Origin of the sequence: Streptomyces sp. CB01249 (assembly GCF_001905735.1) — a bacterium.
Classification (GTDB): domain Bacteria; phylum Actinomycetota; class Actinomycetes; order Streptomycetales; family Streptomycetaceae; genus Streptomyces.
Genome location: NZ_LISW01000002.1, coordinates 464,305 through 485,002 on the forward strand (window position 1 = coordinate 464,305; position 20,698 = coordinate 485,002).

The 20,698-nt window shown below is 70.7% G+C and carries 23 protein-coding genes; 10 read left to right on the plus strand and 13 right to left on the minus strand.

All coding sequences use genetic code 11. The features are described 5' to 3' along the window. Position 1 precedes the first annotated feature (1 nt). The 3 genes from rpsG (at position 2) to tuf (ending at position 3,994) form a co-directional block, all read left to right on the plus strand. Positions 2 to 472 (plus strand): 30S ribosomal protein S7, encoded by a 471-nt coding sequence (rpsG, locus tag AMK18_RS10565; protein WP_018101248.1) that lies wholly within the window; start codon positions 2 to 4, stop codon positions 470 to 472. Between the two features lie 38 nt (positions 473 to 510). After that, positions 511 to 2,640 carry an elongation factor G gene (fusA, locus tag AMK18_RS10570; RefSeq protein ID WP_073862614.1) on the plus strand — a complete coding sequence of 710 codons (2,130 nt, stop codon included), beginning with the start codon at positions 511 to 513 and terminating at the stop codon, positions 2,638 to 2,640. Between the two features lie 160 nt (positions 2,641 to 2,800). Beyond that, a complete protein-coding gene (gene tuf / locus AMK18_RS10575) occupies positions 2,801 to 3,994 on the plus strand; it encodes an elongation factor Tu (protein WP_018101246.1) in 1,194 nt (397 codons plus the stop codon). Positions 3,995 to 4,093: 99 nt separating this feature from the next. Here tuf and AMK18_RS10580 read toward each other — a convergent pair whose 3' ends face one another. The 3 genes from AMK18_RS10580 to AMK18_RS10590 are packed head-to-tail and all read right to left on the minus strand — an operon-like array spanning position 4,094 to position 6,426. Next, a complete protein-coding gene (locus tag AMK18_RS10580) occupies positions 4,094 to 4,558 on the minus strand; it encodes a GNAT family N-acetyltransferase (protein ID WP_073862615.1) in 465 nt (154 codons plus the stop codon). A 12-nt stretch (positions 4,559 to 4,570) separates the two neighbouring features. Continuing rightward, a complete protein-coding gene (locus AMK18_RS10585) occupies positions 4,571 to 5,242 on the minus strand; it encodes a response regulator transcription factor (protein ID WP_198956976.1) in 672 nt (223 codons plus the stop codon). Then, entirely contained in the window at positions 5,239 to 6,426 is a 1,188-nt protein-coding gene (locus tag AMK18_RS10590; RefSeq protein WP_073862616.1) for a sensor histidine kinase, read from the minus strand. The genes AMK18_RS10585 and AMK18_RS10590 overlap by 4 nt, the downstream gene beginning before the upstream one ends. Before the next feature lie 115 nt (positions 6,427 to 6,541). Here AMK18_RS10590 and AMK18_RS10595 point away from each other — a divergent pair, with 115 nt between their 5' ends. The 5 genes from AMK18_RS10595 to AMK18_RS10615 all read left to right on the plus strand — a co-directional run bounded on the left by AMK18_RS10595 (position 6,542) and on the right by AMK18_RS10615 (position 11,760). Further along, positions 6,542 to 7,489: an ATP-binding cassette domain-containing protein gene (locus AMK18_RS10595; RefSeq protein WP_073862617.1), complete on the plus strand. Its 948-nt coding sequence runs from the start codon at positions 6,542 to 6,544 to the stop codon at positions 7,487 to 7,489. Beyond that, positions 7,486 to 8,994 carry an ABC transporter permease subunit gene (locus AMK18_RS34395; RefSeq protein WP_073862618.1) on the plus strand — a complete coding sequence of 503 codons (1,509 nt, stop codon included), beginning with the start codon at positions 7,486 to 7,488 and terminating at the stop codon, positions 8,992 to 8,994. Before AMK18_RS10595 ends, AMK18_RS34395 begins: the two co-directional genes overlap by 4 nt. Continuing rightward, positions 8,991 to 9,764 carry an ABC transporter permease subunit gene (locus tag AMK18_RS10605; RefSeq protein WP_073862619.1) on the plus strand — a complete coding sequence of 258 codons (774 nt, stop codon included), beginning with the start codon at positions 8,991 to 8,993 and terminating at the stop codon, positions 9,762 to 9,764. The genes AMK18_RS34395 and AMK18_RS10605 overlap by 4 nt, the downstream gene beginning before the upstream one ends. Before the next feature lie 32 nt (positions 9,765 to 9,796). After that, on the plus strand, positions 9,797 to 10,249 hold the full coding sequence (locus tag AMK18_RS10610; protein ID WP_073862620.1) for a hemerythrin domain-containing protein: 453 nt from the start codon (positions 9,797 to 9,799) through the stop codon (positions 10,247 to 10,249). A gap of 104 nt (positions 10,250 to 10,353) precedes the next feature. Beyond that, positions 10,354 to 11,760 (plus strand): penicillin-binding transpeptidase domain-containing protein, encoded by a 1,407-nt coding sequence (locus tag AMK18_RS10615; protein WP_073862621.1) that lies wholly within the window; start codon positions 10,354 to 10,356, stop codon positions 11,758 to 11,760. A gap of 38 nt (positions 11,761 to 11,798) precedes the next feature. Here AMK18_RS10615 and AMK18_RS10620 read toward each other — a convergent pair whose 3' ends face one another. The 5 genes from AMK18_RS10620 to AMK18_RS10640 form a co-directional block, all read right to left on the minus strand. Continuing rightward, the gene (locus tag AMK18_RS10620) at positions 11,799 to 12,146 is read right to left on the minus strand and encodes a hypothetical protein (protein ID WP_073862622.1); all 348 of its coding nucleotides are present in this window, start codon (positions 12,144 to 12,146) and stop codon (positions 11,799 to 11,801) included. Positions 12,147 to 12,188: 42 nt separating this feature from the next. After that, complete coding sequence (locus AMK18_RS10625) at positions 12,189 to 13,118, minus strand: hypothetical protein (protein ID WP_079199263.1); 930 nt, start codon at positions 13,116 to 13,118, stop codon at positions 12,189 to 12,191. Beyond that, positions 13,115 to 13,699: a DUF6932 family protein gene (locus tag AMK18_RS10630; RefSeq protein WP_073863223.1), complete on the minus strand. Its 585-nt coding sequence runs from the start codon at positions 13,697 to 13,699 to the stop codon at positions 13,115 to 13,117. Before AMK18_RS10630 ends, AMK18_RS10625 begins: the two co-directional genes overlap by 4 nt. Positions 13,700 to 13,820: 121 nt before the next feature. Further along, positions 13,821 to 14,612: a DNA-binding protein gene (locus tag AMK18_RS10635; protein ID WP_073863224.1), complete on the minus strand. Its 792-nt coding sequence runs from the start codon at positions 14,610 to 14,612 to the stop codon at positions 13,821 to 13,823. 278 nt (positions 14,613 to 14,890) lie between these two features. After that, positions 14,891 to 15,316, minus strand: a complete 426-nt coding sequence (locus AMK18_RS10640; RefSeq protein ID WP_073862623.1) for an ATP-binding protein — start codon at positions 15,314 to 15,316, stop codon at positions 14,891 to 14,893. A gap of 160 nt (positions 15,317 to 15,476) precedes the next feature. Between AMK18_RS10640 and AMK18_RS10645 the strand changes: the two genes are divergently transcribed. After that, the gene (locus tag AMK18_RS10645) at positions 15,477 to 16,358 is read left to right on the plus strand and encodes a helix-turn-helix domain-containing protein (RefSeq protein ID WP_073862624.1); all 882 of its coding nucleotides are present in this window, start codon (positions 15,477 to 15,479) and stop codon (positions 16,356 to 16,358) included. Next, positions 16,355 to 16,561, plus strand: a complete 207-nt coding sequence (locus AMK18_RS10650) for a DUF397 domain-containing protein (protein ID WP_073862625.1) — start codon at positions 16,355 to 16,357, stop codon at positions 16,559 to 16,561. Before AMK18_RS10645 ends, AMK18_RS10650 begins: the two co-directional genes overlap by 4 nt. A gap of 7 nt (positions 16,562 to 16,568) precedes the next feature. On the opposite strand, the gene AMK18_RS10655 is transcribed toward AMK18_RS10650, so the two are convergent. Genes AMK18_RS10655 through AMK18_RS10675 form a run of 5 tightly spaced genes read right to left on the minus strand, consistent with a single transcriptional unit; the run spans position 16,569 to position 20,632 of the window. Then, positions 16,569 to 17,219, minus strand: coding sequence for a nucleotidyltransferase domain-containing protein (locus AMK18_RS10655; RefSeq protein WP_198956977.1), 651 nt, complete (start codon positions 17,217 to 17,219; stop codon positions 16,569 to 16,571). Then, entirely contained in the window at positions 17,209 to 18,393 is a 1,185-nt protein-coding gene (locus tag AMK18_RS10660; RefSeq protein WP_073862627.1) for a M20 metallopeptidase family protein, read from the minus strand. Before AMK18_RS10660 ends, AMK18_RS10655 begins: the two co-directional genes overlap by 11 nt. A gap of 50 nt (positions 18,394 to 18,443) precedes the next feature. Continuing rightward, positions 18,444 to 19,343, minus strand: coding sequence for an NAD(P)-binding domain-containing protein (locus AMK18_RS10665; protein ID WP_073862628.1), 900 nt, complete (start codon positions 19,341 to 19,343; stop codon positions 18,444 to 18,446). 15 nt (positions 19,344 to 19,358) lie between these two features. Then, the gene (locus tag AMK18_RS10670) at positions 19,359 to 20,012 is read right to left on the minus strand and encodes a hypothetical protein (protein WP_073862629.1); all 654 of its coding nucleotides are present in this window, start codon (positions 20,010 to 20,012) and stop codon (positions 19,359 to 19,361) included. After that, complete coding sequence (locus AMK18_RS10675) at positions 20,009 to 20,632, minus strand: RNA polymerase sigma factor (protein ID WP_073862630.1); 624 nt, start codon at positions 20,630 to 20,632, stop codon at positions 20,009 to 20,011. The genes AMK18_RS10670 and AMK18_RS10675 overlap by 4 nt, the downstream gene beginning before the upstream one ends. Between the last annotated feature and the right edge of the window lie 66 nt (positions 20,633 to 20,698).

The window sequence follows — 20,698 nt, forward strand, 5'->3', positions numbered from 1 at the left end:
AATGCCTCGTAAGGGCCCCGCCCCGAAGCGCCCGGTCATCATCGACCCGGTCTACAGCTCTCCTCTTGTCACGTCGCTGATCAACAAGATCCTGCTCGACGGCAAGCGTTCCACCGCCGAGCGGATCGTGTACGGCGCCATGGAGGGTCTTCGCGAGAAGACCGGCGCCGACCCGGTCATCACGCTGAAGCGCGCGCTGGAGAACGTCAAGCCCTCGCTCGAGGTCAAGTCCCGCCGTGTCGGTGGCGCCACCTACCAGGTGCCGATCGAGGTCAAGCCCGGTCGTGCCGCCACGCTGGCCCTCCGCTGGGTCGTGGGTTACTCCCGCGCCCGTCGCGAGAAGACGATGACCGAGCGGCTCATGAACGAGCTGCTCGACGCCTCGAACGGTCTTGGCGCTGCCGTCAAGAAGCGTGAGGACACCCACAAGATGGCCGAGTCCAACAAGGCCTTCGCGCACTACCGCTGGTAGTCGCTACCCCCATCGAGACCGAGAGAAGACTGAGCCTTATGGCCACCACTTCGCTTGACCTGGCCAAGGTCCGCAACATTGGGATCATGGCCCACATCGACGCGGGCAAGACGACCACCACTGAGCGGATCCTGTTCTACACCGGCGTTTCGTACAAGATCGGTGAGGTCCACGACGGCGCTGCCACGATGGACTGGATGGAGCAGGAGCAGGAGCGCGGCATCACCATCACGTCCGCCGCGACGACCTGTCACTGGCCGCTCAACGATGTTGACCACACCATCAACATCATCGACACCCCGGGTCACGTCGACTTCACCGTCGAGGTGGAGCGTTCGCTCCGCGTCCTCGACGGCGCCGTCACCGTGTTCGACGGTGTGGCCGGCGTCGAGCCGCAGTCCGAGACCGTCTGGCGTCAGGCGGACCGCTACGGCGTGCCGCGTATCTGCTTCGTCAACAAGCTCGACCGCACCGGTGCCGACTTCCTGCGCTGCGTCAACATGATCGTGGACCGCCTCGGCGCGACCCCGATCGTCATGCAGCTGCCGATCGGTGCCGAGGCGGACTTCACGGGCGTCGTCGACCTCGTGTCGATGAAGGCCTTCGTGTACCCCGAAGAGGCCGCCAAGGGCGAGATGTACAACGTCGTTGACATCCCGGCCGAGCTCCAGGAGCAGGCGGACGAGTGGCGCGGCAAGCTCCTTGAGGCCGTCGCGGAGAACGACGACGCCATGATGGAGCTGTACCTGGAGGGCACCGAGCCCACCCAGGAGCAGCTGCACGAGGCGATCCGTCGCATCACCCTGGCCTCCAAGGGCGGCGCCGACTCCGTCACCGTCACCCCGGTGTTCTGTGGCACCGCGTTCAAGAACAAGGGCGTCCAGCCCCTGCTCGACGCGGTCGTCCGCTACCTGCCTTCCCCCCTGGACGTCGAGGCCATCGAGGGCCACGACCCCAAGGACCCCGAGACCGTCGTGAAGCGCAAGCCCTCGGACGACGAGCCGCTGTCGGCTCTGGCGTTCAAGATCGCGAGCGACCCGCACCTCGGCAAGCTCACCTTCGTCCGGATCTACTCCGGTCGCCTGGACGCCGGCACCGCGGTGCTGAACTCCGTCAAGGGCAAGAAGGAGCGCATCGGCAAGATCTACCGCATGCACGCGAACAAGCGTGAGGAGATCGACTCGGTGGGCGCCGGCGACATCATCGCCGTCATGGGCCTGAAGCAGACCACCACCGGTGAGACGCTGTGCGACGACAAGAACCCGGTCATCCTGGAGTCCATGGACTTCCCGGCGCCGGTCATTCAGGTCGCGATCGAGCCCAAGTCCAAGGGTGACCAGGAGAAGCTGGGTGTCGCCATCCAGCGCCTCTCCGAGGAGGACCCGTCCTTCCAGGTGCACTCCGACGAGGAGACCGGCCAGACCATCATCGGTGGTATGGGCGAGCTGCACCTCGAGGTGCTTGTCGACCGCATGAAGCGCGAGTTCCGCGTCGAGGCGAACGTCGGTAAGCCGCAGGTCGCGTACCGCGAGACGATCCGCAAGGCCGTCGAGCGCATCGACTACACGCACAAGAAGCAGACTGGTGGTACCGGCCAGTTCGCGAAGGTGCAGATCGCCATCGAGCCCCTCGAGGGCGGCGACGCGTCGTACGAGTTCGTCAACAAGGTCACCGGTGGCCGCATCCCCCGTGAGTACATCCCCTCGGTGGACGCGGGTGCTCAGGAAGCCATGCAGTTCGGCATCCTGGCCGGTTACGAGATGGTCGGCGTCCGCGTCATCCTTCTCGACGGTGGTTACCACGAGGTCGACTCCTCGGAGCTCGCCTTCAAGATCGCCGGTTCGCAGGCGTTCAAGGAGGGTGCCCGCAAGGCGTCCCCCGTGCTCCTCGAGCCGATGATGGCCGTCGAGGTCACCACGCCCGAGGACTACATGGGCGATGTCATCGGCGACCTCAACTCCCGCCGTGGCCAGATCCAGGCCATGGAGGAGCGCAGCGGCGCTCGCGTCGTGAAGGGCCTCGTGCCCCTCTCGGAGATGTTCGGCTACGTCGGAGACCTCCGCAGCAAGACCTCGGGTCGCGCAAGCTACTCGATGCAGTTCGACTCCTACGCCGAGGTTCCGCGGAACGTCGCCGAGGAGATCATCGCGAAGGCCAAGGGCGAGTAACTCTCCCGAGCTCACGCTTTAGGCTTGTCACCGGAGCCCGTGGGGCATTCGTCGCGCAGTTCACACTTCGCGGAGAATGCCCCCGGGGGCCGGCATCCCAGCAAAGATCACCTGGCGCCGATGAAGCAAGGCGTACAGAACCACTCCACAGGAGGACCCAGTGGCGAAGGCGAAGTTCGAGCGGACTAAGCCGCACGTCAACATCGGCACCATCGGTCACATCGACCACGGTAAGACGACCCTCACGGCCGCCATTACCAAGGTGCTGCACGACGCGTACCCGGACCTGAACGAGGCCTCGGCCTTCGACCAGATCGACAAGGCTCCCGAGGAGCGCCAGCGCGGTATTACGATCTCGATCGCGCACGTCGAGTACCAGACGGAGTCGCGTCACTACGCGCACGTCGACTGCCCGGGTCACGCGGACTACATCAAGAACATGATCACCGGTGCCGCGCAGATGGACGGCGCCATCCTCGTGGTCGCCGCCACCGACGGCCCGATGCCGCAGACCAAGGAGCACGTGCTCCTGGCCCGCCAGGTCGGCGTTCCGTACATCGTCGTCGCCCTGAACAAGGCCGACATGGTGGACGACGAGGAGATCCTGGAGCTCGTCGAGCTCGAGGTCCGCGAGCTGCTCTCCGAGTACGAGTTCCCGGGCGACGACCTTCCGGTCGTCAAGGTCTCGGCGCTCAAGGCCCTTGAGGGCGACAAGGAGTGGGGCAACACCGTCCTCGAGCTCATGAAGGCCGTGGACGAGAACATCCCGCAGCCCGAGCGCGACGTCGACAAGCCGTTCCTGATGCCGATCGAGGACGTCTTCACGATCACCGGTCGTGGCACCGTCGTCACCGGCCGCATCGAGCGTGGTGTCCTCAAGGTCAACGAGACCGTTGACATCGTGGGCATCAAGCAGGAGAAGACCACCACCACGGTCACCGGCATCGAGATGTTCCGCAAGCTGCTCGACGAGGGCCAGGCCGGTGAGAACGTCGGTCTGCTCCTCCGTGGCATCAAGCGCGAGGACGTCGAGCGCGGCCAGGTCATCATCAAGCCCGGTTCGGTCACGCCGCACACCGAGTTCGAGGCCCAGGCCTACATCCTGTCGAAGGACGAGGGTGGCCGTCACACCCCCTTCTTCAACAACTACCGCCCGCAGTTCTACTTCCGTACCACGGACGTGACCGGCGTCGTGACCCTCCCCGAGGGCACCGAGATGGTCATGCCGGGCGACAACACCGTCATGTCGGTCCAGCTGATCCAGCCGGTCGCCATGGAGGAGGGCCTCAAGTTCGCCATCCGTGAGGGTGGCCGGACCGTGGGCGCCGGCCAGGTCACCAAGATCAACAAGTAATTACTTGTTCGTCTGACCTGGTTGCTCCGCACAGAGCACCAAGAAGGGCCCCGTCCCACCGTTCACGCGGTGGGGCGGGGCCCTTCGGGTTTTACGGGCTTATGCGGCGGGCTCGGGCCACCTGACCATGAACACGTCCACCGGGTCTTCCCGCTCGGTCACGAAGCCGTGCCGCTCGTACAGCCGCCGCGCGGCGCTGCCCTGGAGCACGTTGAGCCGCACCGGCGCCCCTTCGGCGTCCGTACGCGCCAGCAGGCGCCGCAGTACGCCGGAGCCGATGCCCCGCCCCTGGAGTGCCGCGTCCAGGAAGAAGCTCTCCAGGCACCACCCGTCCTCGTACGGCTTCAGCGTCACGCAGCCCGCGAAGCGGCCGTCCACCACGAGGACCGAGGTGTGCTCGGGGACGTACGAGTCACGCATCCGCTGCCGCACCCGGTGCTCGTCGTAGCGGCCCAGGCGGACCAGGTCGGGGCGCATCACGACGGCCCGGAGCTCGACGATGTCGTCCAGGTCGGCGGGGGTGGCGGGGCGCAGGTCCCAGGCTCGGGTGGTACGTACGTGCATGGCCGGAGTCTGTCAGAGGGCGCCCGGCCCGGCGATCCGGTATCCCACGCCCGGGGTGGTGGTGATGACCGCGGGTTCGCCGAGCTTGCGGCGCAGGCGGCTGATGGTCACGGCGACCGTGTTGGTGAAGGGGTCGGCGTGCTCGTCCCAGACCTGTTCGAGCAGGTCCTCCGCGCTGAGGAAGGCGGGGCTCGCGGCGAGGAGCGCTTCGAGGACGGCGAACTCCTTGACGGAGAGGTCGAGCCTGCGGCCGTCGCGGCCGGCGGTCCGGTGCACCGGGTCGAGCTCGATGCCCGCCGCGCTCAGGGTGCGGGGCCGGGCGGCCGGGCGGCGGCGGGCCAGGGCGCGGATGCGCAGGACGAGCTCGGGGAAGTGGAACGGCTTGCCCAGGTAGTCGTCGGCGCCCAGGGTCAGACCGCTGACCCGGTCGCCCGGCGAACCCGCGGCCGTCAGCATCAGGACCATCGCCCGGTCGTCGCGCTCGGTGATCATCCGGCAGAGGGTGTCGCCGTGGAGGCCCGGCAGGTCCCGGTCGAGCACGACGACGTCGTACGCGGTGGCGTCCAGCTTGGCCGCGGCGTCGAGGCCGTCGTGGGCCACGTCGACGGCCATGCCCTGGTCGCGCAGCCCCTCGGCGACGACCTCGGCGAGGGTGCGGGCGTCCTCGACCACCAGGACTCTCACGGCGCCGCGTCCGTGCCCGCGCCGGGCAGGATGAGCGTGACGCGCAGGCCGCCGGCGGGGCGGGCGCGCAGGTCCAGGGTGCCGTGGTGGGCCCGGGCGATGGCCGCGACGATGGAGAGCCCGAGCCCGCTGCCCCGGCCGGTGCCGGTCCGGTCGCCGCCCAGGCGCCGGAAGGGCCGGACGAGGTCCGCCACCCGCTCCTGATCGAGGACCGGTCCGCCCGACTCCACGACCAGGGACACCGCGCTTCCCTCCGCCCGGACCGCGACACCGATCCAGCCGCCGGGGCCGTTGTGCACGACGGCGTTGTCGACCAGGTTGTCGACCGCGCGGCGCAGCAGCGTCGGGCTGCCGGACACCCACGCGGTCCCGTCGGCCCGGTCCTGGCGTACGGTCAGGTCCCCGGCCGTGATGTCCTCCGCGCGGTCCGCCAGGGCGGCCGAGGCGAGCGGGGCGAGGGCGAGACACGCCGTGTCGGTGAACTCGCCCTGCCGGCTGCGGGCCAGGACGAGGAAGTTCTCCAGCAGCCGGTCCACTTGGTCGAGTTCGGTGCGCAGCCGGGCGGCCAGGGTGGTCGTGGGCGGGGGGAGCGGGCCCGGCTTGGCGAGGGCGACGTCCAGCGAGGCCCGCATCGTGGTGAGCGGCGTGCGCAGTTCGTGGGAGGCGTTCGCGACGAAGAGGCGCTGGCCTTCGAAGGAGCTCTCCAAGCGGCCGAGGAGATCGTCGATCGTGTCGGCGAGTTCCTTCACCTCGTCGCCGGGTCCGTCCATGGCCAGCCGTTCGTGCAGGCCGTCGGCGGTGATCCGGCGGGTGGCCGCCGTCATCACGCGTAGCGGGCGCAGTACCCGGCCGGCGACGAACCAGCCGAGGACGGCCGAGAGGACCACCATCACGCCGAGGGCGATGGCGCAGCCGGTCAGGATCTGCCGGGTCCGGTCGTCGTGCGCCTGGGCCAGCTGTTGCTCCAGCTCGGCGACGCGGTCCTGGACCCGGGCCGCCGCGGGCTGTCCGGTGTCACCGGGGGCGGTCCGACTGTCCCGCGAACCGCCGGAGGCCACCACGGCCGCGATGGTGAGCAGTGCCGTTCCCGACAGCAGGAACAGCGTCACGTACAGGGCGGTGAAGCGGGTGCGGGCGGTGGTGCGGCGCGGGCCCGCGAGCCTTCGGGGAGGACCCCATGTCATCCGCGTGCTCCCCTCTCGCCACGGCCGGTACGGGTCAGGCTAGGCGGAGGCGCCTAACAGCGGGATGACAGCGGCTGTTCGGCTGCTGTGACGCGGTGCCTCCCAGGGTGTGGCCATGAGCGATGAGAGTACGAGCGCGACGATCGAGGTCATCGGTCTCCGTAAACGCTTCGGCGCCCGACTGGCCCTGGACGGAATGACGTTCACCGTGCGGCCCGGGCGTGTGACCGGCTTCGTCGGGCCGAACGGCGCGGGCAAGTCCACCACCATGCGCGTTGTCCTGGGCCTCGACGCGGCCGAGGACGGGGAGGCCCTGGTCGGCGGGGTGCCGTACCGCACCCTGCGCCGGCCGCTCCGGCATCTGGGGGCCCTGATCGACGCCTCCGCGGTGCAGCCGGGCCGCACCGCCCGCAACCACCTGCTGTGGCTGGCCCACTCCCAGGGCCTGCCCGCCCGGCGGGTGGACGAGGTCATCGAACAGGCCGGCCTGGGCGCGGCGGCCCGGCGCAGGGCGGGCGGCTTCTCGCTGGGGATGCGCCAGCGCCTGGGCATCGCGGCGGCGCTCCTCGGGGACCCGCCGGTGCTCATGCTGGACGAGCCGTTCAACGGCCTCGATCCCGACGGCATCGTATGGATGCGCGGTGTCCTGTCGTCGCTGGCCCGGGACGGCCGCGCCGTTCTGGTCTCCAGCCATCTGATGGGCGAACTGGAGGACACCGCCGATCACTTGGTGGTGATCGGGCGGGGCCGGGTCCTCGCGGACACCGCCGTCTCCGCGCTGCTCGCCGAGGCGTCCGGCGGCCGGGTCGTCCTGCGCACCTCCGCACCGGAGCGCGCCGCCGAGGCCCTGCGCGGCGCGGGCGCCACCGTGCTCGCGACCGGCCCCGACACCCTCGGCGTGACCGGCCTGGCCGACGAGGCGGTCGTGGCCCGGCTCGCCCGGACCGGAGTGCCGTTCTCGCAGGTGTCCGCGCACCGGGCGACGCTGGAGGAGGCGTACATGGAGCTCACCCGGGACGCGGTGGAGTACCGGGGCGTTCCAGCGGGGGAGGGCACGCGATGACCGCCATCCGCACGAGGCACACCGGCTTCCTCGCGACGCTGCACGCCGAGTGGACGAAGTTCCGTACGGTGCGGGGCTGGGTCCTCACCATGGCCGGGGCGCTCCTGGCGACGATCGTGGTCGGCCTGCTCGGAACGGCCGCCCCGGGCCCCGGCGGGGCCGACGCCTCGTACCCGAGGGGCCCCGGTGGCGAGGCCGTCAACGACAGCTTCTACTTCGTCCACCGGACGCTCACCGGCGACGGCACTCTCACCGTCCCCCTGCGGTCCCTCGCGGGTGTGGCCGACACCGGGGCCGGGAAGACGGCTCGCGGCACCCAGCCCTGGGCCAAGGCCGGGATCATCGTCAAGGAGAGCCTTGCCCAGGGGTCCCCGTACGCGGCGCTCATGGCCACCGGCGCCCACGGCATCCGCATGCAGTACGCCTACACGCACGACACGGCGGGCCCCGAAACCCCGCAGCGGTGGCTGCGCCTGGTCCGCTCCGGTGACCGGCTCACCGGCTACGCCTCCGCCGACGGCTCCCGCTGGACCGAGGTCGGCCGGGCGTGGCTGCCGGGGCTTGCGCGCACCGTGCGGGCCGGGCTCTTCGCCACGTCACCGCAGGCGAAACAGGACACCGGGGCGGGCGAGGGCTTCAGCCCCGCCGTGGCCACCGGCACCTTCGGCCGGCCCGCTCTGACCGGCGGCTGGTCGCGGACCCCGTGGCGCGGCACGCAGGTGGGCGGCGACGCGGGCACCTCCGGCAGCTACACGGACACCCTCAAGGGCGGCTTCGCCCGGACCGGCGACGGGTTCGCCGTGACCGGGGCCGGTGACATCGCACCGGTCGTCGGCGGACCCGTGATGGGCGTCGGCTTCTCCGTCGAGAACTTCCTCGTCGGCACCTTCGCCGGGCTGATCGCGGTGATCGTCGTGGCCACGGTCTTCCTCACCGGCGAGTACCGGCGGGGTCTGCTGCGTACGAGCATGACGGCCGCACCCCGGCGGGGCCGGGTGCTCGGCGCCAAGGCGCTGGTGGCCGGGGGCGTCGCGGGTGCCGTCGGGCTGGTCGCCGCCGCGATCGCCGTCCCTCTCGGGGCCCGCGGTGCGCGCGGCAGGGGCTTCCTCGTCTTCCCCGTCACGACGGCGACCGAGCTGCGCGTCGTGGCCGGGACCGGCCTGCTCTGCGCGGCCGCCGCCGTGCTCGCTCTCGGGGTCGGCGCGCTGCTGCGGCGCAGCGGTACGGCGGTCGCGCTGGTCGTCGCGTCGCTGGTGCTGTCCTTCCTGCTCGCCGTCTCCGGTGTGCTGCCCGCGGGCGTCGCGGAGTGGCTGCTGCGGGTGACCCCGGCCGCGGGCTTCGCCGTGCAGCAGACGCTGCCGCGGTACGCGCAGGTGCTCAGCGTGTACGAGCCGTCGACCGGGTACTTCCCGCTGGCGCCGTGGACGGGGTTCGCCGTGCTGTGCGGGTACGCGGCGCTCGCGTACGGGCTGGCCGTGGCGCGGGTGCGCGGGAGGGACGTATGAGCGCCCTGCGCGCGGAGTGGACGAAGCTGCGCACGGCGGGGGACCTGGGGAGGCTGCTCCTGCTCGCCGTCGCGCTGACCGCGGCGGTCGGCTGCGGTACGGCCGAGGCCGTGAAGTGCCCGGACACGGGATGCGGCCGGGACGCCGTCAAGCTCGCCCTGACCGGTGTCACGGTCGGCCAGGCGGTCGTCGCCGTCCTCGCGGTGCTGGCCGTCAGCGGGGAGTACGGGACCGGCATGATCCGTACGACGCTCACGGCGATGCCGGACCGGATGACCGTGTTCGCGGCCAAGGCGACGGTCCTCGCGGCGGTCGTCCTGGCCTCCGGCACGGTGGCCGTTCTGGCCTCGCTCCTCGGCGGCCGCCTCCTCCTGCCCGGCAGCGGATTCACCGAGGCGCACGGCTACGCCCCGTTGTCCCTGGCCGACGGCCCGACCCTGCGCGCGGCCGCGGGCTCGGTGCTCTACCTCGCCCTCGTCGCCCTGCTCGGTCTCGGCGTGGCGACGGCGGTACGGGATGCGGCGACCGCCATCGGGATCGTGCTCGGGCTGCTCTATGTCTTCCCGGTCGTGATCGGGGTGGTCCAGGACCCGGAGTGGCAGCGCCACCTCCAGCAGGTCTCGCCCATGACCGCCGGGCTCGCCGTGCAGGCCACGGTCCACGTCCGCGAGCTGCCCATCGGGCCCTGGGCCGGGCTGGGCGTGCTCGCGGCGTGGGCGGCCGCTGCCCTGCTGGCGGGAGGGCTGCTGCTGCGCGGGCGCGACGCGTAGCGGGCCGATATGCGTGTGGCAAAGTGCCCCTTATGTGCCATTACTGCGGCTGCCGCGAGATCCCCCTGATCAAGGAGTTCATCGCGGAGCACGAGTCCGTCACGGACACGGCGGGCGCGGCGTTGCGCGCGCTGGACGACGGGGACCGGGCCCTCGTCCCGGACCTGGTCGGCCGCATGGAGCGGGAGCTCGTGGCGCACTGGCGGGGCGAGGAGCGGGGCCTCTTCGCGGTGATGAGGGCGGACCCGGAGTACGCGGGGTACATCGACGCGCTCGTACGCGAACACCGCGAACTCGGGGCGTTCCTGCGGGAGATCGACCTCACCCGCGCCGAGGACATCGCCCGGCTGCGCGAGGCGGTGGCCGAGCTGCACCACCACATCGCCAAGGAGGAGGACGGCCTGTTCCCTGCGTCGCTCACGGCGTTGACGGGGGAGGAGTGGGACCGGTCGATGCGGGCTTGGCGGGAGGCGCATCCGGCGTAGTCGCGAGGGCGTCGCGTCGGCAGGATGAGGATGGCGATGCGAGGCGACGATCACGGGTTCCCCGTTCGGAATCCGTCCGATGGGCCGGACCCTAGGATGACCGCATGCCTACGACAAAGCGCCACTGGGCTTCGGTCGCCGCGCTGCTCACCCTGCTTGTTCCCCTGGCGGGTTGCGGGGCAGGCGGGAACGGCGATTCCGGAGCGGGAAAGGGCGCCGGTGCGTCGGGCGGAAAGTCGCGTGACGAGCAGCCGATGCCAAGGCCCCCGAAGGCCGGGCTGGGCGACATCATCGTCGAGAACCGGGCGATCACCGGTTCCCGGCCGTCGGGGAACCGCAAGGTCCCCTACCGGCGTACCTACACGGACGGCGAGCTGTACTCGGCCGTGACGGGGTACAGGTCACTGGCATTCGGGCGCAATGAGCTGGAATCGGCGTACGACGACGTCCTGAACCCCGACGCGTCCTCCCCCGGCAGTCGGCCGGGCAACGTGGTGACGGCCATTTCGCCGGCCGTCCAGCGCGCCGCCCTGGACGCGCTGGACGGCCGGGAGGGTGCCGCGGTCGCTGTGGACGTGCGGACCGGGCACATCCGTGCACTGGTCAGCACTCCGTCGTACGACCCCGCCACTTTCAGCGGCAATACGATGGAAGACAGCCGCGGTTGGCACGAAGTGATCAACAACAGGCACAAGCCGTTGCTGAACCGGACCAGGAAGGAAGCGACGCCGCCGGGTGAGACCTTTCATCTCGTCGTCGCGGCAGCGGCTCTGGAGAAGGGGCTCTACTCCTCGGTGGACGAGGCGACGGACACTCCGGCGTCCTACACCCCTCCCGGCAGCAGCAAGGCGGTGACCGGTGACCCCGCCCATTGCGGGAACGCCTCCATCCGCACTGCGCTGCACCATGCGTGCGGAAACGTCTTCGCGCGCTTGGCGGTGGACGTGGGGGAGGCGCAACTCGCCGCGACGGCAGAGTCATTCGGCTTCAACGACGACGAGCTGCTCATTCCGACAAGCCTCAATCCGAGCAACTACCCACGTGGACGGAGCGCGGCGGACCTAGCCGCTGCGGCCAATGGTTCCGGAGGCGTCACCGCGACGCCCGTCCAGATGGCACGGGTGATGGCAGTCATCGCGAGCGGCGGCAAGCAGGTGCATCCGCAACTGGTCACGAAGGTGGTCAAGGGCGACGGCAGCGCCGAGCCGCCGAAGGATCTCGCCGAGGACGACGGCCGCCGGGTGGTGGGGCAGCGAACCGCCGAACAGTTGCAGTCGGCTCTGCGGACTTCGGCCGACGGTGTGACGGGGTGGGTGCGGCAGTGGGACGTGGACAGCGGCGGTAAATCGGTCTCCTGGTCCGTTTCCGTCGCTCGCTCGGGGGACGAGGGCCCGATGGCCATCGCGGTGTGCATCTCCAATCCCCGGGCGTCGAGTGACCGCACAGGGGATGTCGCATCGACCGAGCGCGTCGCGGAACGAGTGCGTGAGGCCGCCGCCGCGTTGCGGTGACTGGCAGGACCCACCGAACCTCTTAGGTCACCGGCCGCTCAGCAGGGCGACCCGCAGTCCGAGACCGCCTGCGGCCCCGCCAGCACGTCGAGGCCGTAGCCGATGGCGGCGAGTCCCGTGACGGCCGTCGCCAGGCCGAGGGCGGTGCGCCACCGCCCCCGTACGGCGGTGAAGGCGGCCAGGGCCGTGAGGACGCCGCCGAGCAGCAGCAGCGGCAGGCCCAGCAGGAGCACGTCGGTGTTGCGCTCGCTCTCGAAGGCGCCGGAGAGGCTGCTCCGGCCGTACGGCAGCCAGACGGCGAGGCCCGCGAGGGCGCCGAGTGTCGCCGTGAGGAGCCCAGCGGTGCCGGTGAGGGCTTCGCGGCGGGACGTCTGTTCGGTTTCCATGCACGGAGAGACGCTCGGGCGAGCCCCGGCGGTTTCGCCTGGTCAGGCGGATGGCGGGTCGTTGGCGGCGTCAAGAGTGAGCTCCTCCGCCGCCAGGTCGAGGAAGTGGTATTCCGACACCCTGGTACGGCCGACGGCATCGAGTTTGCGCCTGAAGCGCACCCGGAAATGCACGTTGTCCCCCAAGACCAAGCGCATACGGTAGAGCTGTTCCGGTTCGACTCTCACGTCATACGCGGCAGCATTCTGTGGCAGCCCGGACTTCACTTTGACCACACCACTGCTGCGCAGCTCGGTGATATGGCCGGAGATCGTGAACTCCTGATCATCGTCCCGTGTGGCCTGGAGCCGTTTGGCGTACTGAACTCCTCGCTGCGTCAGATCTGCCTGCCGCACGCCTCCGTCGGCGGCGTACCAGGTCAGCCCGAGATTCAGCTGGAGCCGATCCAGCGCTTTGGACAAGGCGTCCACCGAATCGAAGAGCTGGGCCCATTCCCGTACGTCGTTCTCCTCCTCCAAGGCGGTGAGGAGCCGGGCGAATGTGCGTACACCCTTGTCCGCAGCTGTGGCCACGGGGCCCCCGAGGGCTTCCGGATCAGGCACCACCGACACGACCGGGCGGGCATGGACGACCGTGCTGCCTCGCGAAAGCCCGGTGACCTCAAGCTCGACAGGTGTGCCCGCGGCCTTGGAAACCGCCCTCTCGACGGGGTCCAGGAGCGCGTTTCCCCACTGGAAGCGCAACGCCCCGCGCTCGGCCTCCGGACCGCTGAGACGGAGGCGAAGCTCCTCCTGGAGGGTTGCCCCCGGCTGGTACTCCCGCATGGCTTCGAGGCGGCTCATGCGATGGTCCGCTTCGATCTCGGCGGCGTCCCGGTCTTCTGTGCCCAGCTCGTCCAGCAGCCGCGCGGTGGCGGCCGGGTCCTGGGCGCGGGCCTCACGCATCCGCCGGCGCCAGCTGCTCTCGCTCACAGTCGCACCTCCAGGTAGCCACGCACGGGCGCTGCACTTGCCTCACTCGGAGCTTGGTCGTCTCCGGCCGGGAGGCGGCACCGTTGCCACCAGTCGTCCCAGATTCCGCGATGCAAGAAGTATGTCTGGTCCTCAGGGGAGACGCTTTGCAGTTCAAAAGCCGACGCTACTGGACGGTATCCCACACGGAGGGGCGAGACGCCGAACTCACGGAGTATGGGTTCGCGGCTCTTGAATGCGTTGGTGAGCCACTTCGAACCAGGGTTTCCTCTGACCGAAGCCTCGGCTGCCACATCGATAAAGACAGTCGCATCGATGTTCCGGGGGTCCTGCTTCGCGCTGACGAAGCTTCCGCCGAGCCAGACCCGGTGGATCAGGGCCCGGCCTTGCAACATTTCGGGATAGCTGTCCTCGAGCGTCAGGAAGCGACCGAGGTACTCCTGGAAGCCGCTCCACAGGATGGGGCGACGCACTGACCGGGCAAACAGGGGATTTCCCACCAGGAAGTGCTCAGCCTCGTCCATGGTCACCGAGACGCGCCCGGGGGGCAGAAACCCGTCCGCAGCGAAGTCCAGCAGCACAGGCTCCCCCATCACGCTTTCAGCCCGACATCCGGAGCGTTCAAGGTATCGGCTCCGCATCCGGTCGGAGACAGGAATCGACGGACAAGTCGTGTCTCTGGGCGAAATGATCCGGCCGCTGTCAGCACGCCCTGGCCTGCTGACAGCTGGCGGCGAGGACGGCTGTTTCGCCAGTGCGGCAGTCCCGGCAGTGGCCCGGTTCCGGGGATCGGAAGACGCGGTCGCAGCGGTCGCAGTCCTGGAGGGGGACGGCGCCGGGGGCCGGTTGCGAGGCGGGGAGGGGTGGTGGCAGGAGGGCGGTGAGGCGGTTGCGTACGAAGCCTGCCGGGTGCCGGACGATCGGTGGGAGGTCGCTCGTCAGGGCGTGCCGGAGTGTCGCGGGGGGTACGTCGCGGGCGAGCCAGGTCGCGACTGCGGGGGCCAGTTCGCTGATCGCCTGTGCGGACAGGGTGAGTTGGGGTGCGTGGCGGCGGAGGCCGGTGAGGAGTGTGGTCGCCGTCGGGTGCGCTTCGGCGGGGGCCGGGGGCGCCGCCGGGGCCGGTTCCTGCTGCTCAGGGGTCGCGTGCGGCTGGTTGTACGACGTCGTACGGGTGACCACCCGGCCGTCCGCCAGGCGTACGCGGCTGCGGTGCAGGTATCCAGCCGCCTCCAACTCCCGTAGCCCGGATGCGATTCGGGCCTCGCTCTCCGGGAATCGGGCCGCGAGGAGCTTGATGCCGACCCGGGCCCCGGCGGGCAGGGACTGGATGTGCGCGGCGAGCCCGATCGCGGTGAGGGAGAGCTGCGCGTGCTGGGCGAGGTGGTTGCCGATCACCGTGAAGCCGGTGGTGTGGCGGACGTTGACGTGCTGGACGCCTGCGGCGGGTGAGCCGGAAGGGGCGCGAGGGGGCGCGATAACCTGCGAGGTAGCCATCAGGAAGTCTGCTTCTTCCGTGTTGGTCAGGCCCTCGGTGGAGATTGGCGTCTCGCCGGGGGCCGTCACGTTCTGTGGTGTTGTCGCGGCGAGCATATGCCAGCGAACCCGGCCCGAATCCAGCCCAGTTGCCCGAGTTCACTCGCGCGAGTGATGCAGGTCAAGACGGGGTGGGGTGGGGTTTGGTCCGGTTCTTTCCCAGGTTCTTTAAAGGCCTTTTTGCGACGCGAAGGACCGCGACCCGGTGGCCCGGGACGCGGTCGGGAGCGTCACGGTAGTCACGGTACGAGGTCGAGCTCGGCCCAGACCGTCTTGCGCGGCACCGGTCCCTCCTCGACGCCCCAGCGGTCCGCCAGCGCCGCCACGATGAGCAGGCCACGCCCGCTCTCGGCGTACGGGTCGGGGCGGTCGGGGACGGGCAGGCGGTCACTCCGCGTGTCCGTCAGCTCGATCCGCAGCCGCGCCGTGTCACTCACGGTGAGGCTGAGCCGGAAGTCCCGGCCCTGCACCCGCCCATGCGTGGCCGCGTTCGCGGCGAGCTCGGCCACGATGTGCGCGGCCGCCTCTGTGGGGAGCCCCCAGTCGCCCAAATGCGCCGTGGTGAGCAGCCGGGCGAGCCGTGCGCCCCGGCGCGTGGGGGAGAGCAGAACGGCGAACTGCCGGGCGGGAGCGGAAGTTTCGGTTCGGGTGATTTCTCGGTTCACGTCACTCAGGGTGGCCGCGGGCGCCTACCGTGAACAGTGACTCGGTGCTTACGTACGGTCATTGTCCCGAGCTTGTCCAGCGTTGTCCCCGCTGTACGGGGTGACGCCCGGGGGACGTACACGGTTGAGGAACGACGGCACGCGTGGAAGCGGGGCACGGATGAGTGTGGACGAGATCGGTGCGGACTGGCAGCCGGACGCCGGAGCGGACGAACCCGGCTGGGACGTCGACCCCGACGACGAGTCGGGCGTCGCGGTGGTCGCCGCCGTGGGCCGCCAGATCAGGGCCTGGCGCGAGGCGGCGGGGCTTACGGCGGCGGAGTTCGGTACGCGGCTGGGGTACGGGGAGAACCTGATCTACAAGGTGGAGGGGGGTAGGCGGATCCCTCGGCCTGAGCTGTTGGACATGGCGGACGAGGTGTGCGGGGCGGGCGGGAAGATCGCCGCGATGAAGAAGGACCTCGCGGAGGTCCGGTACCCGAAGAAGGTGCGGGACCTGGCGAAGCTGGAGGCGAGGGCGGTTGAGGTCGCGGTGTACAGCAACCACAGCATCCACGGTCTTTTGCAGACGCCCGAGTACGCGCGGGCGTTGTTCGAGATGCGTCGACCCGCGTACTCGGAAGACGAAGTGGAGCGGGTGCTGGCTGCCCGCATGTCCCGGCAGAGCATTTTCGACCGGTCCCCTGCGCCTGCCCTCAGTTTCGTCCTGGAGGAGGTGACCCTTCGCCGCCCGGTGGGAGGCACAATGGTGTTGCGACGCCAGCTTCAACGCTTGCTGGAGGTAGGTCGGTTGCGAAACGTGGACATCCAGGTGATGCCGACCTGTCGCGAGGAGCACGCGGGTATGGACGGGGTAATCGAGATCTTAAAGTTCGCGGACGGCACGGCGGTTGGGCGCTCAGACGGAGCCTTCGCCGGTCGGCCGGTCGCTGAACCGAGACACATCAGAATCCTCGACCTGCGCTGCGGCGTGATCAAGGCCCAAGCGCTCACGCCACGGGAGTCGCTGGCCTACATCGAGCGAGTGCTGGGAGAAACATGATTCGCGAAACCTCTGGCGGAGCTGCTCAGCTGGAGTGGTTCAAGAGCAGCTACAGCAGCGGCAGCGAGGGGGAGTCGTGCGTCGAGGTCGCTGCGGCGCCCGGCGCGGTGCACGTCCGCGACTCCAAGGACCTCTCCGTGCCGGAGCTCGCCTTCGGCGAAACCGCGTGGGCGGGGTTCGTTTCGTACGCCGCTGACTCCTAGGGAGTCGTCACGCGGCGGAGCTGCCCACGTGGTGCGCCGCGAGCGCGGTGACCTGGGCGGCCAGGTCCGACAAGGACGGCTCGCGCAGGGCGGCGGCGTGGGCGAGCCGTGCCACATCGTGGCCCCACGCGCCGCTGGCCCGGTCGTTCTCGCCGATCCGGGCGAACCCCCGGTCCAGCAGGCCACGGGCCTCGTCGTCCCGATTCCGGGCCACCGCCTTGACCGCGCCGATGGCGTTGGCCAGGGCACTGGCAGGCCGTGACCACTCGTCGTCACGGGCGCGTGCCGCCGGGTTCTCCGCGTCGTAATGCGGGTCGTCCGCGACCGACGCGGTGCGGACATCCAGGTCGAGGCGCCAGAACAGCGGCACGCCCGCGAAGCGGACGAACAGGAGGCGTCGGCGGTCGGAGCGGTAGAAGTCCGGGTCGAGACGGACGCTGTCGACCGGCCGGACCCCTCCCAGAACCGCCACCGCGCGATCCAGGCAGTCCGGGAACCGCGTGTCCGGCACCACCCACGCGATGTCGATGTCGCTGAAGGCGTCGGCCGTTCCCGACCCCAGTGAGCCGGTCAGCTCCACACGTGATCCGGGGCAACACCTCTTCAGCGCGAGGCACACCTCATGGGCCAGAGCGGCACGATCGGTCTCACTCGCCATGACGCACCCTTCGTCCAGTCGTCAGGCGATGGGTCAGGAGACCGGTCATGGCGCGTACGCCGTGGCCGATCGCGCGTTCGTCCGCTGCGAACTCGGGGGAGTGCGGGGCGCCGTCCATCCCCGCCTCGGCGTTCGCGACGCCGAGGTAGAGCAGCGCGCCCGGGGCCTCGTGGGTGAACAGGGCGAAGTCCTCGCAGTTGTACGGCCAGGAAGCGCGGGCCCACCGGACGGAATCCGGGCCCATCGCCGTACTCAGGTAGTCCCCGGCCGCCGTGCTGAGCTCCGGGGAGTTCACGAGGGCGGGGAACGGGGCGTTCTGGGACTCGACGTGTCCGCCCGCCGCCGCCGCGAGGCGTTCGACCTGTGCGCGTACGTCCGGCAGGTGTTCCTGCGGCCAGACGCGCAGGAGGACGCCGACGGCGGGGCCCGGCTCCGGCCACGCGGCGACGGACGCGGATTCCTGGCGGGCCGCCGCCGCTGCGGGGTCCAGGAGGGCGTGGAAGCCCGCGTGGTACTCGGTGACGTTCTGCGGGAAGTGGACGGTGCCGAGCGCCTCGACCCCGGCCGCGAGGGCCGCCGCGTCCTGGCCGTCCGGGAGCAGGATGCGGAGCTGGTCGAGCCCGGGCAGCCCGTGGCCCGGGGACACCGCGATCGTGCCGGTGGGAAACGGGCTGGTGTGCAGGGCGTAGAACTCACGAGGCGCGAGCCGCTGCACGAGGCCCGTGTCGAGCATCGCGCGGGCGCCCTGCAAGGGCTCCTCGGCGGGCTGGAACACGAAGACCAGCCGACCGCGTACCCGCTCCGAGGACGCGGCCAGCGTCCGCGCGACGCCGATACCGATCGCGGTGTGCAGGTCGTGCCCGCAGAGGTGCGCGACACCGGGCACGGTCGAGGCGAAGCCCTCGTCGTACACCCGTCCCGTACGCGGGAACGGCAGCACGTTACGCGTCGCGTCCACGGCGTCCATGTCCGCCCGGTACGCGATCGTCGGCCCCTCGGCCGAACCGTCGAGCACGGCGACGACCCCGTGCCCCCCGACACCGGTCGTCACCTCCAGCCCCGCCGCCCGCAACTGCTCCGCGACCAGCCCGGCCGTCTCCCGCTCCTCGCCCGCGAGTTCGGGGCGACGATGGATCTCCCGGCGGACCGCTGTCAGTTCCTCGTCGAGTGCCATGAGGGCAAGGTCGCGAGTCGATCTCCGGCGCGCAACCGAATTGATGCGCGTCAGACGCGTTCGCACAGCGCAGCCGCCACCGCGACCTCCGTGCCTGCCAGGCCGACCGAGCAGAAGACGGTGATCTGGTCGGGGCTTGTCCGGCCCAGTGCGGTGCCGGAGAGGATGGCGGCGAGGGCGGTCATCCGGGCGGTGGGGAAGATGTGCGGTTCGTCGTAGGCGGCGGCCTGGGCCGGGGAGTCGGTGAACAGGACGTCGGCCCGGTCCACGAGCGCCGGGGGGACCTCGTGGTGCGCGACCGTCTTGGGGCCGAGCGTGGTCACGTGGGTGCCGGGGGAGACCCAGTCGGCTTCCAGCACGGGCACCGCGCTGTTCGTCGCGACGACCACGACGTCCCGGTCCCGGACGGCCTCCTCCGCCGTGCGCACCGCGCGTACCGCGACCCCCAGCTCCTCGGCCGCCCGCCGGGCGAACGCCTCCGCGCGCTCCGGGCGGCGGGACGCCACCGTGACCTCGTTCAGCTGCCGTACCGAGCGGATGGCCCACAGCTGCGTCCAGGCCTGCGTACCCGCTCCGATCAGCCCGAGCCGGACCGGGCCGGGGTTCGCTGCCGCGTCCACCGCTACGGCCCCGATCGCACCGGTCCGGCGAGGGCCCAGTTCGTCGCCGTGCACGACGGCCCGGAGGCGGCCGTCGTCCGTGCCCCATACGGCCACCAGCTGCTCCGCCCCGACGAGCGTGTCGTAGGCGCGGAAGCCGAACAGCTTCTCCGTACGCAGCTGGCCCGCCGTGAACACCAGGTCACCGCCGCCGAGTTCGGCGTGCACCCGGGCGGGCGCGTGCAGGCCGCCCTCATGGGCGGCCAGGAGCGCGGCCCGGACGGCGCGGACGGCTGTCGGGGCGTCGAGCCGGGCACGTACGTCATGGTCGTTGAGCAGCAGTACGGGCATCGCGCATGTCCTTCGTCAGTCGGCCGCCGGTGGCGGGGGCAGGGACGGGATGAAGCCGGACTGGGTGTCGGGACGGGGATCGCACGGGGTGGCGGCACCCTTGACCGCGGAGTACCACGCGATGTCCTGGTCGATCTCGATCACCAGGGTGTCGCCGGGGTGGAGGGTGGCCTGCCAGCCGGAATCGGAATCAGGGGCCTTCCCCTTGGTGACCGGCGGGGTCGGGACTCCGGGCGGGGCATCCGCCGGTTTCGCGATTTCGATGTTCGTCCCGGGGTCTGCGACGCCCGCCGGGGACTGGATGACCTTCCCCCGGGGCCGGACGCAGGAGCTTCCGAGGGGCAGGGTGTCGATGCTCACCAGCACTCCCAGCTCGCGTACTCGCTTCACCAGTGCCTTCTGTTCTTCGGGGTCCGGGGTGAGGTCGTAGAGGGTGACGGTGACGGTGCCGTCGCCGTTCCGGTCCACGGCGTACGCCTTCGGTGTCGTGGGCGACCCGGGCAGCAGTACCGCCGCCACCGTCGCCGCGGTGGCCAGTCCGGCGACGAGTGCGAGTCGCGGTGCTGTGACCAGGCGGCGCGGGCGGCGTGCCGGGGCGGGCTGAGGCCCGCGCGCCTCGATCTCCCGCTTCAGCTCTTCGAGCAGCCGGTCCTCGAATGTCGCGTTCATGCTCGTTCCCCTGTCCCCGCGATGAGTGCGTCCCTGGCGAGTGCCGGTTCCGGGGGCGGTTGATCCGGGACGCTGCGGGCCGCCCCGCGCAGCGTCTTGCGCGCCCGGTGCAGCCGCACCCGGGCGGTGACCTGGCGGAGGCCGAGCGCCGAAGCGGCCTCGGGGAGGGTGAGCTGGTCCACGGTGATGAGCTCCAGCAGCGCGCGCTCGCCCTGCGGCAGGCCGGCGAGCGCGGCCAGTGCCCGGCGCCCGGCCGCCTCGGCGTCCAGCTGCTCCTCCAGGCGCGCGATGTCGTCCGCCTCCAGCAGCCTGCGCCCGGCTATCCGGGCGCCCAGGGCCGCTTGGCGGGCGGTGCGGCGGGCCTCGGCGCCGACGAGGTTGCGGGCTATGCCGTACAGCCAGGCCGTCTCGCTGCCCCGGCCGGGACGGTAGGAGTCCGCGGAGTCGATCGCGGCGAGGAAGACCTCCGCCGTCACGTCCGCGACCGTGTGGGGGTCGGTGACGCGCCGGGCGACGAAGCGGGTGATCGCGTCGAAGTGGCGCCGGTAGAACTCCTCGAAGAGGTCCGGATCGCGCGCCGCCGCCGCTGGTCCTTCCTCGCTGCGGGTGTCGCTCGTCAAGGTCGTCTCCCCATCTCCCGGCCTGCCTGTCACACCTACTTGGCAGGGGGCGGGCAAGGCGTTACA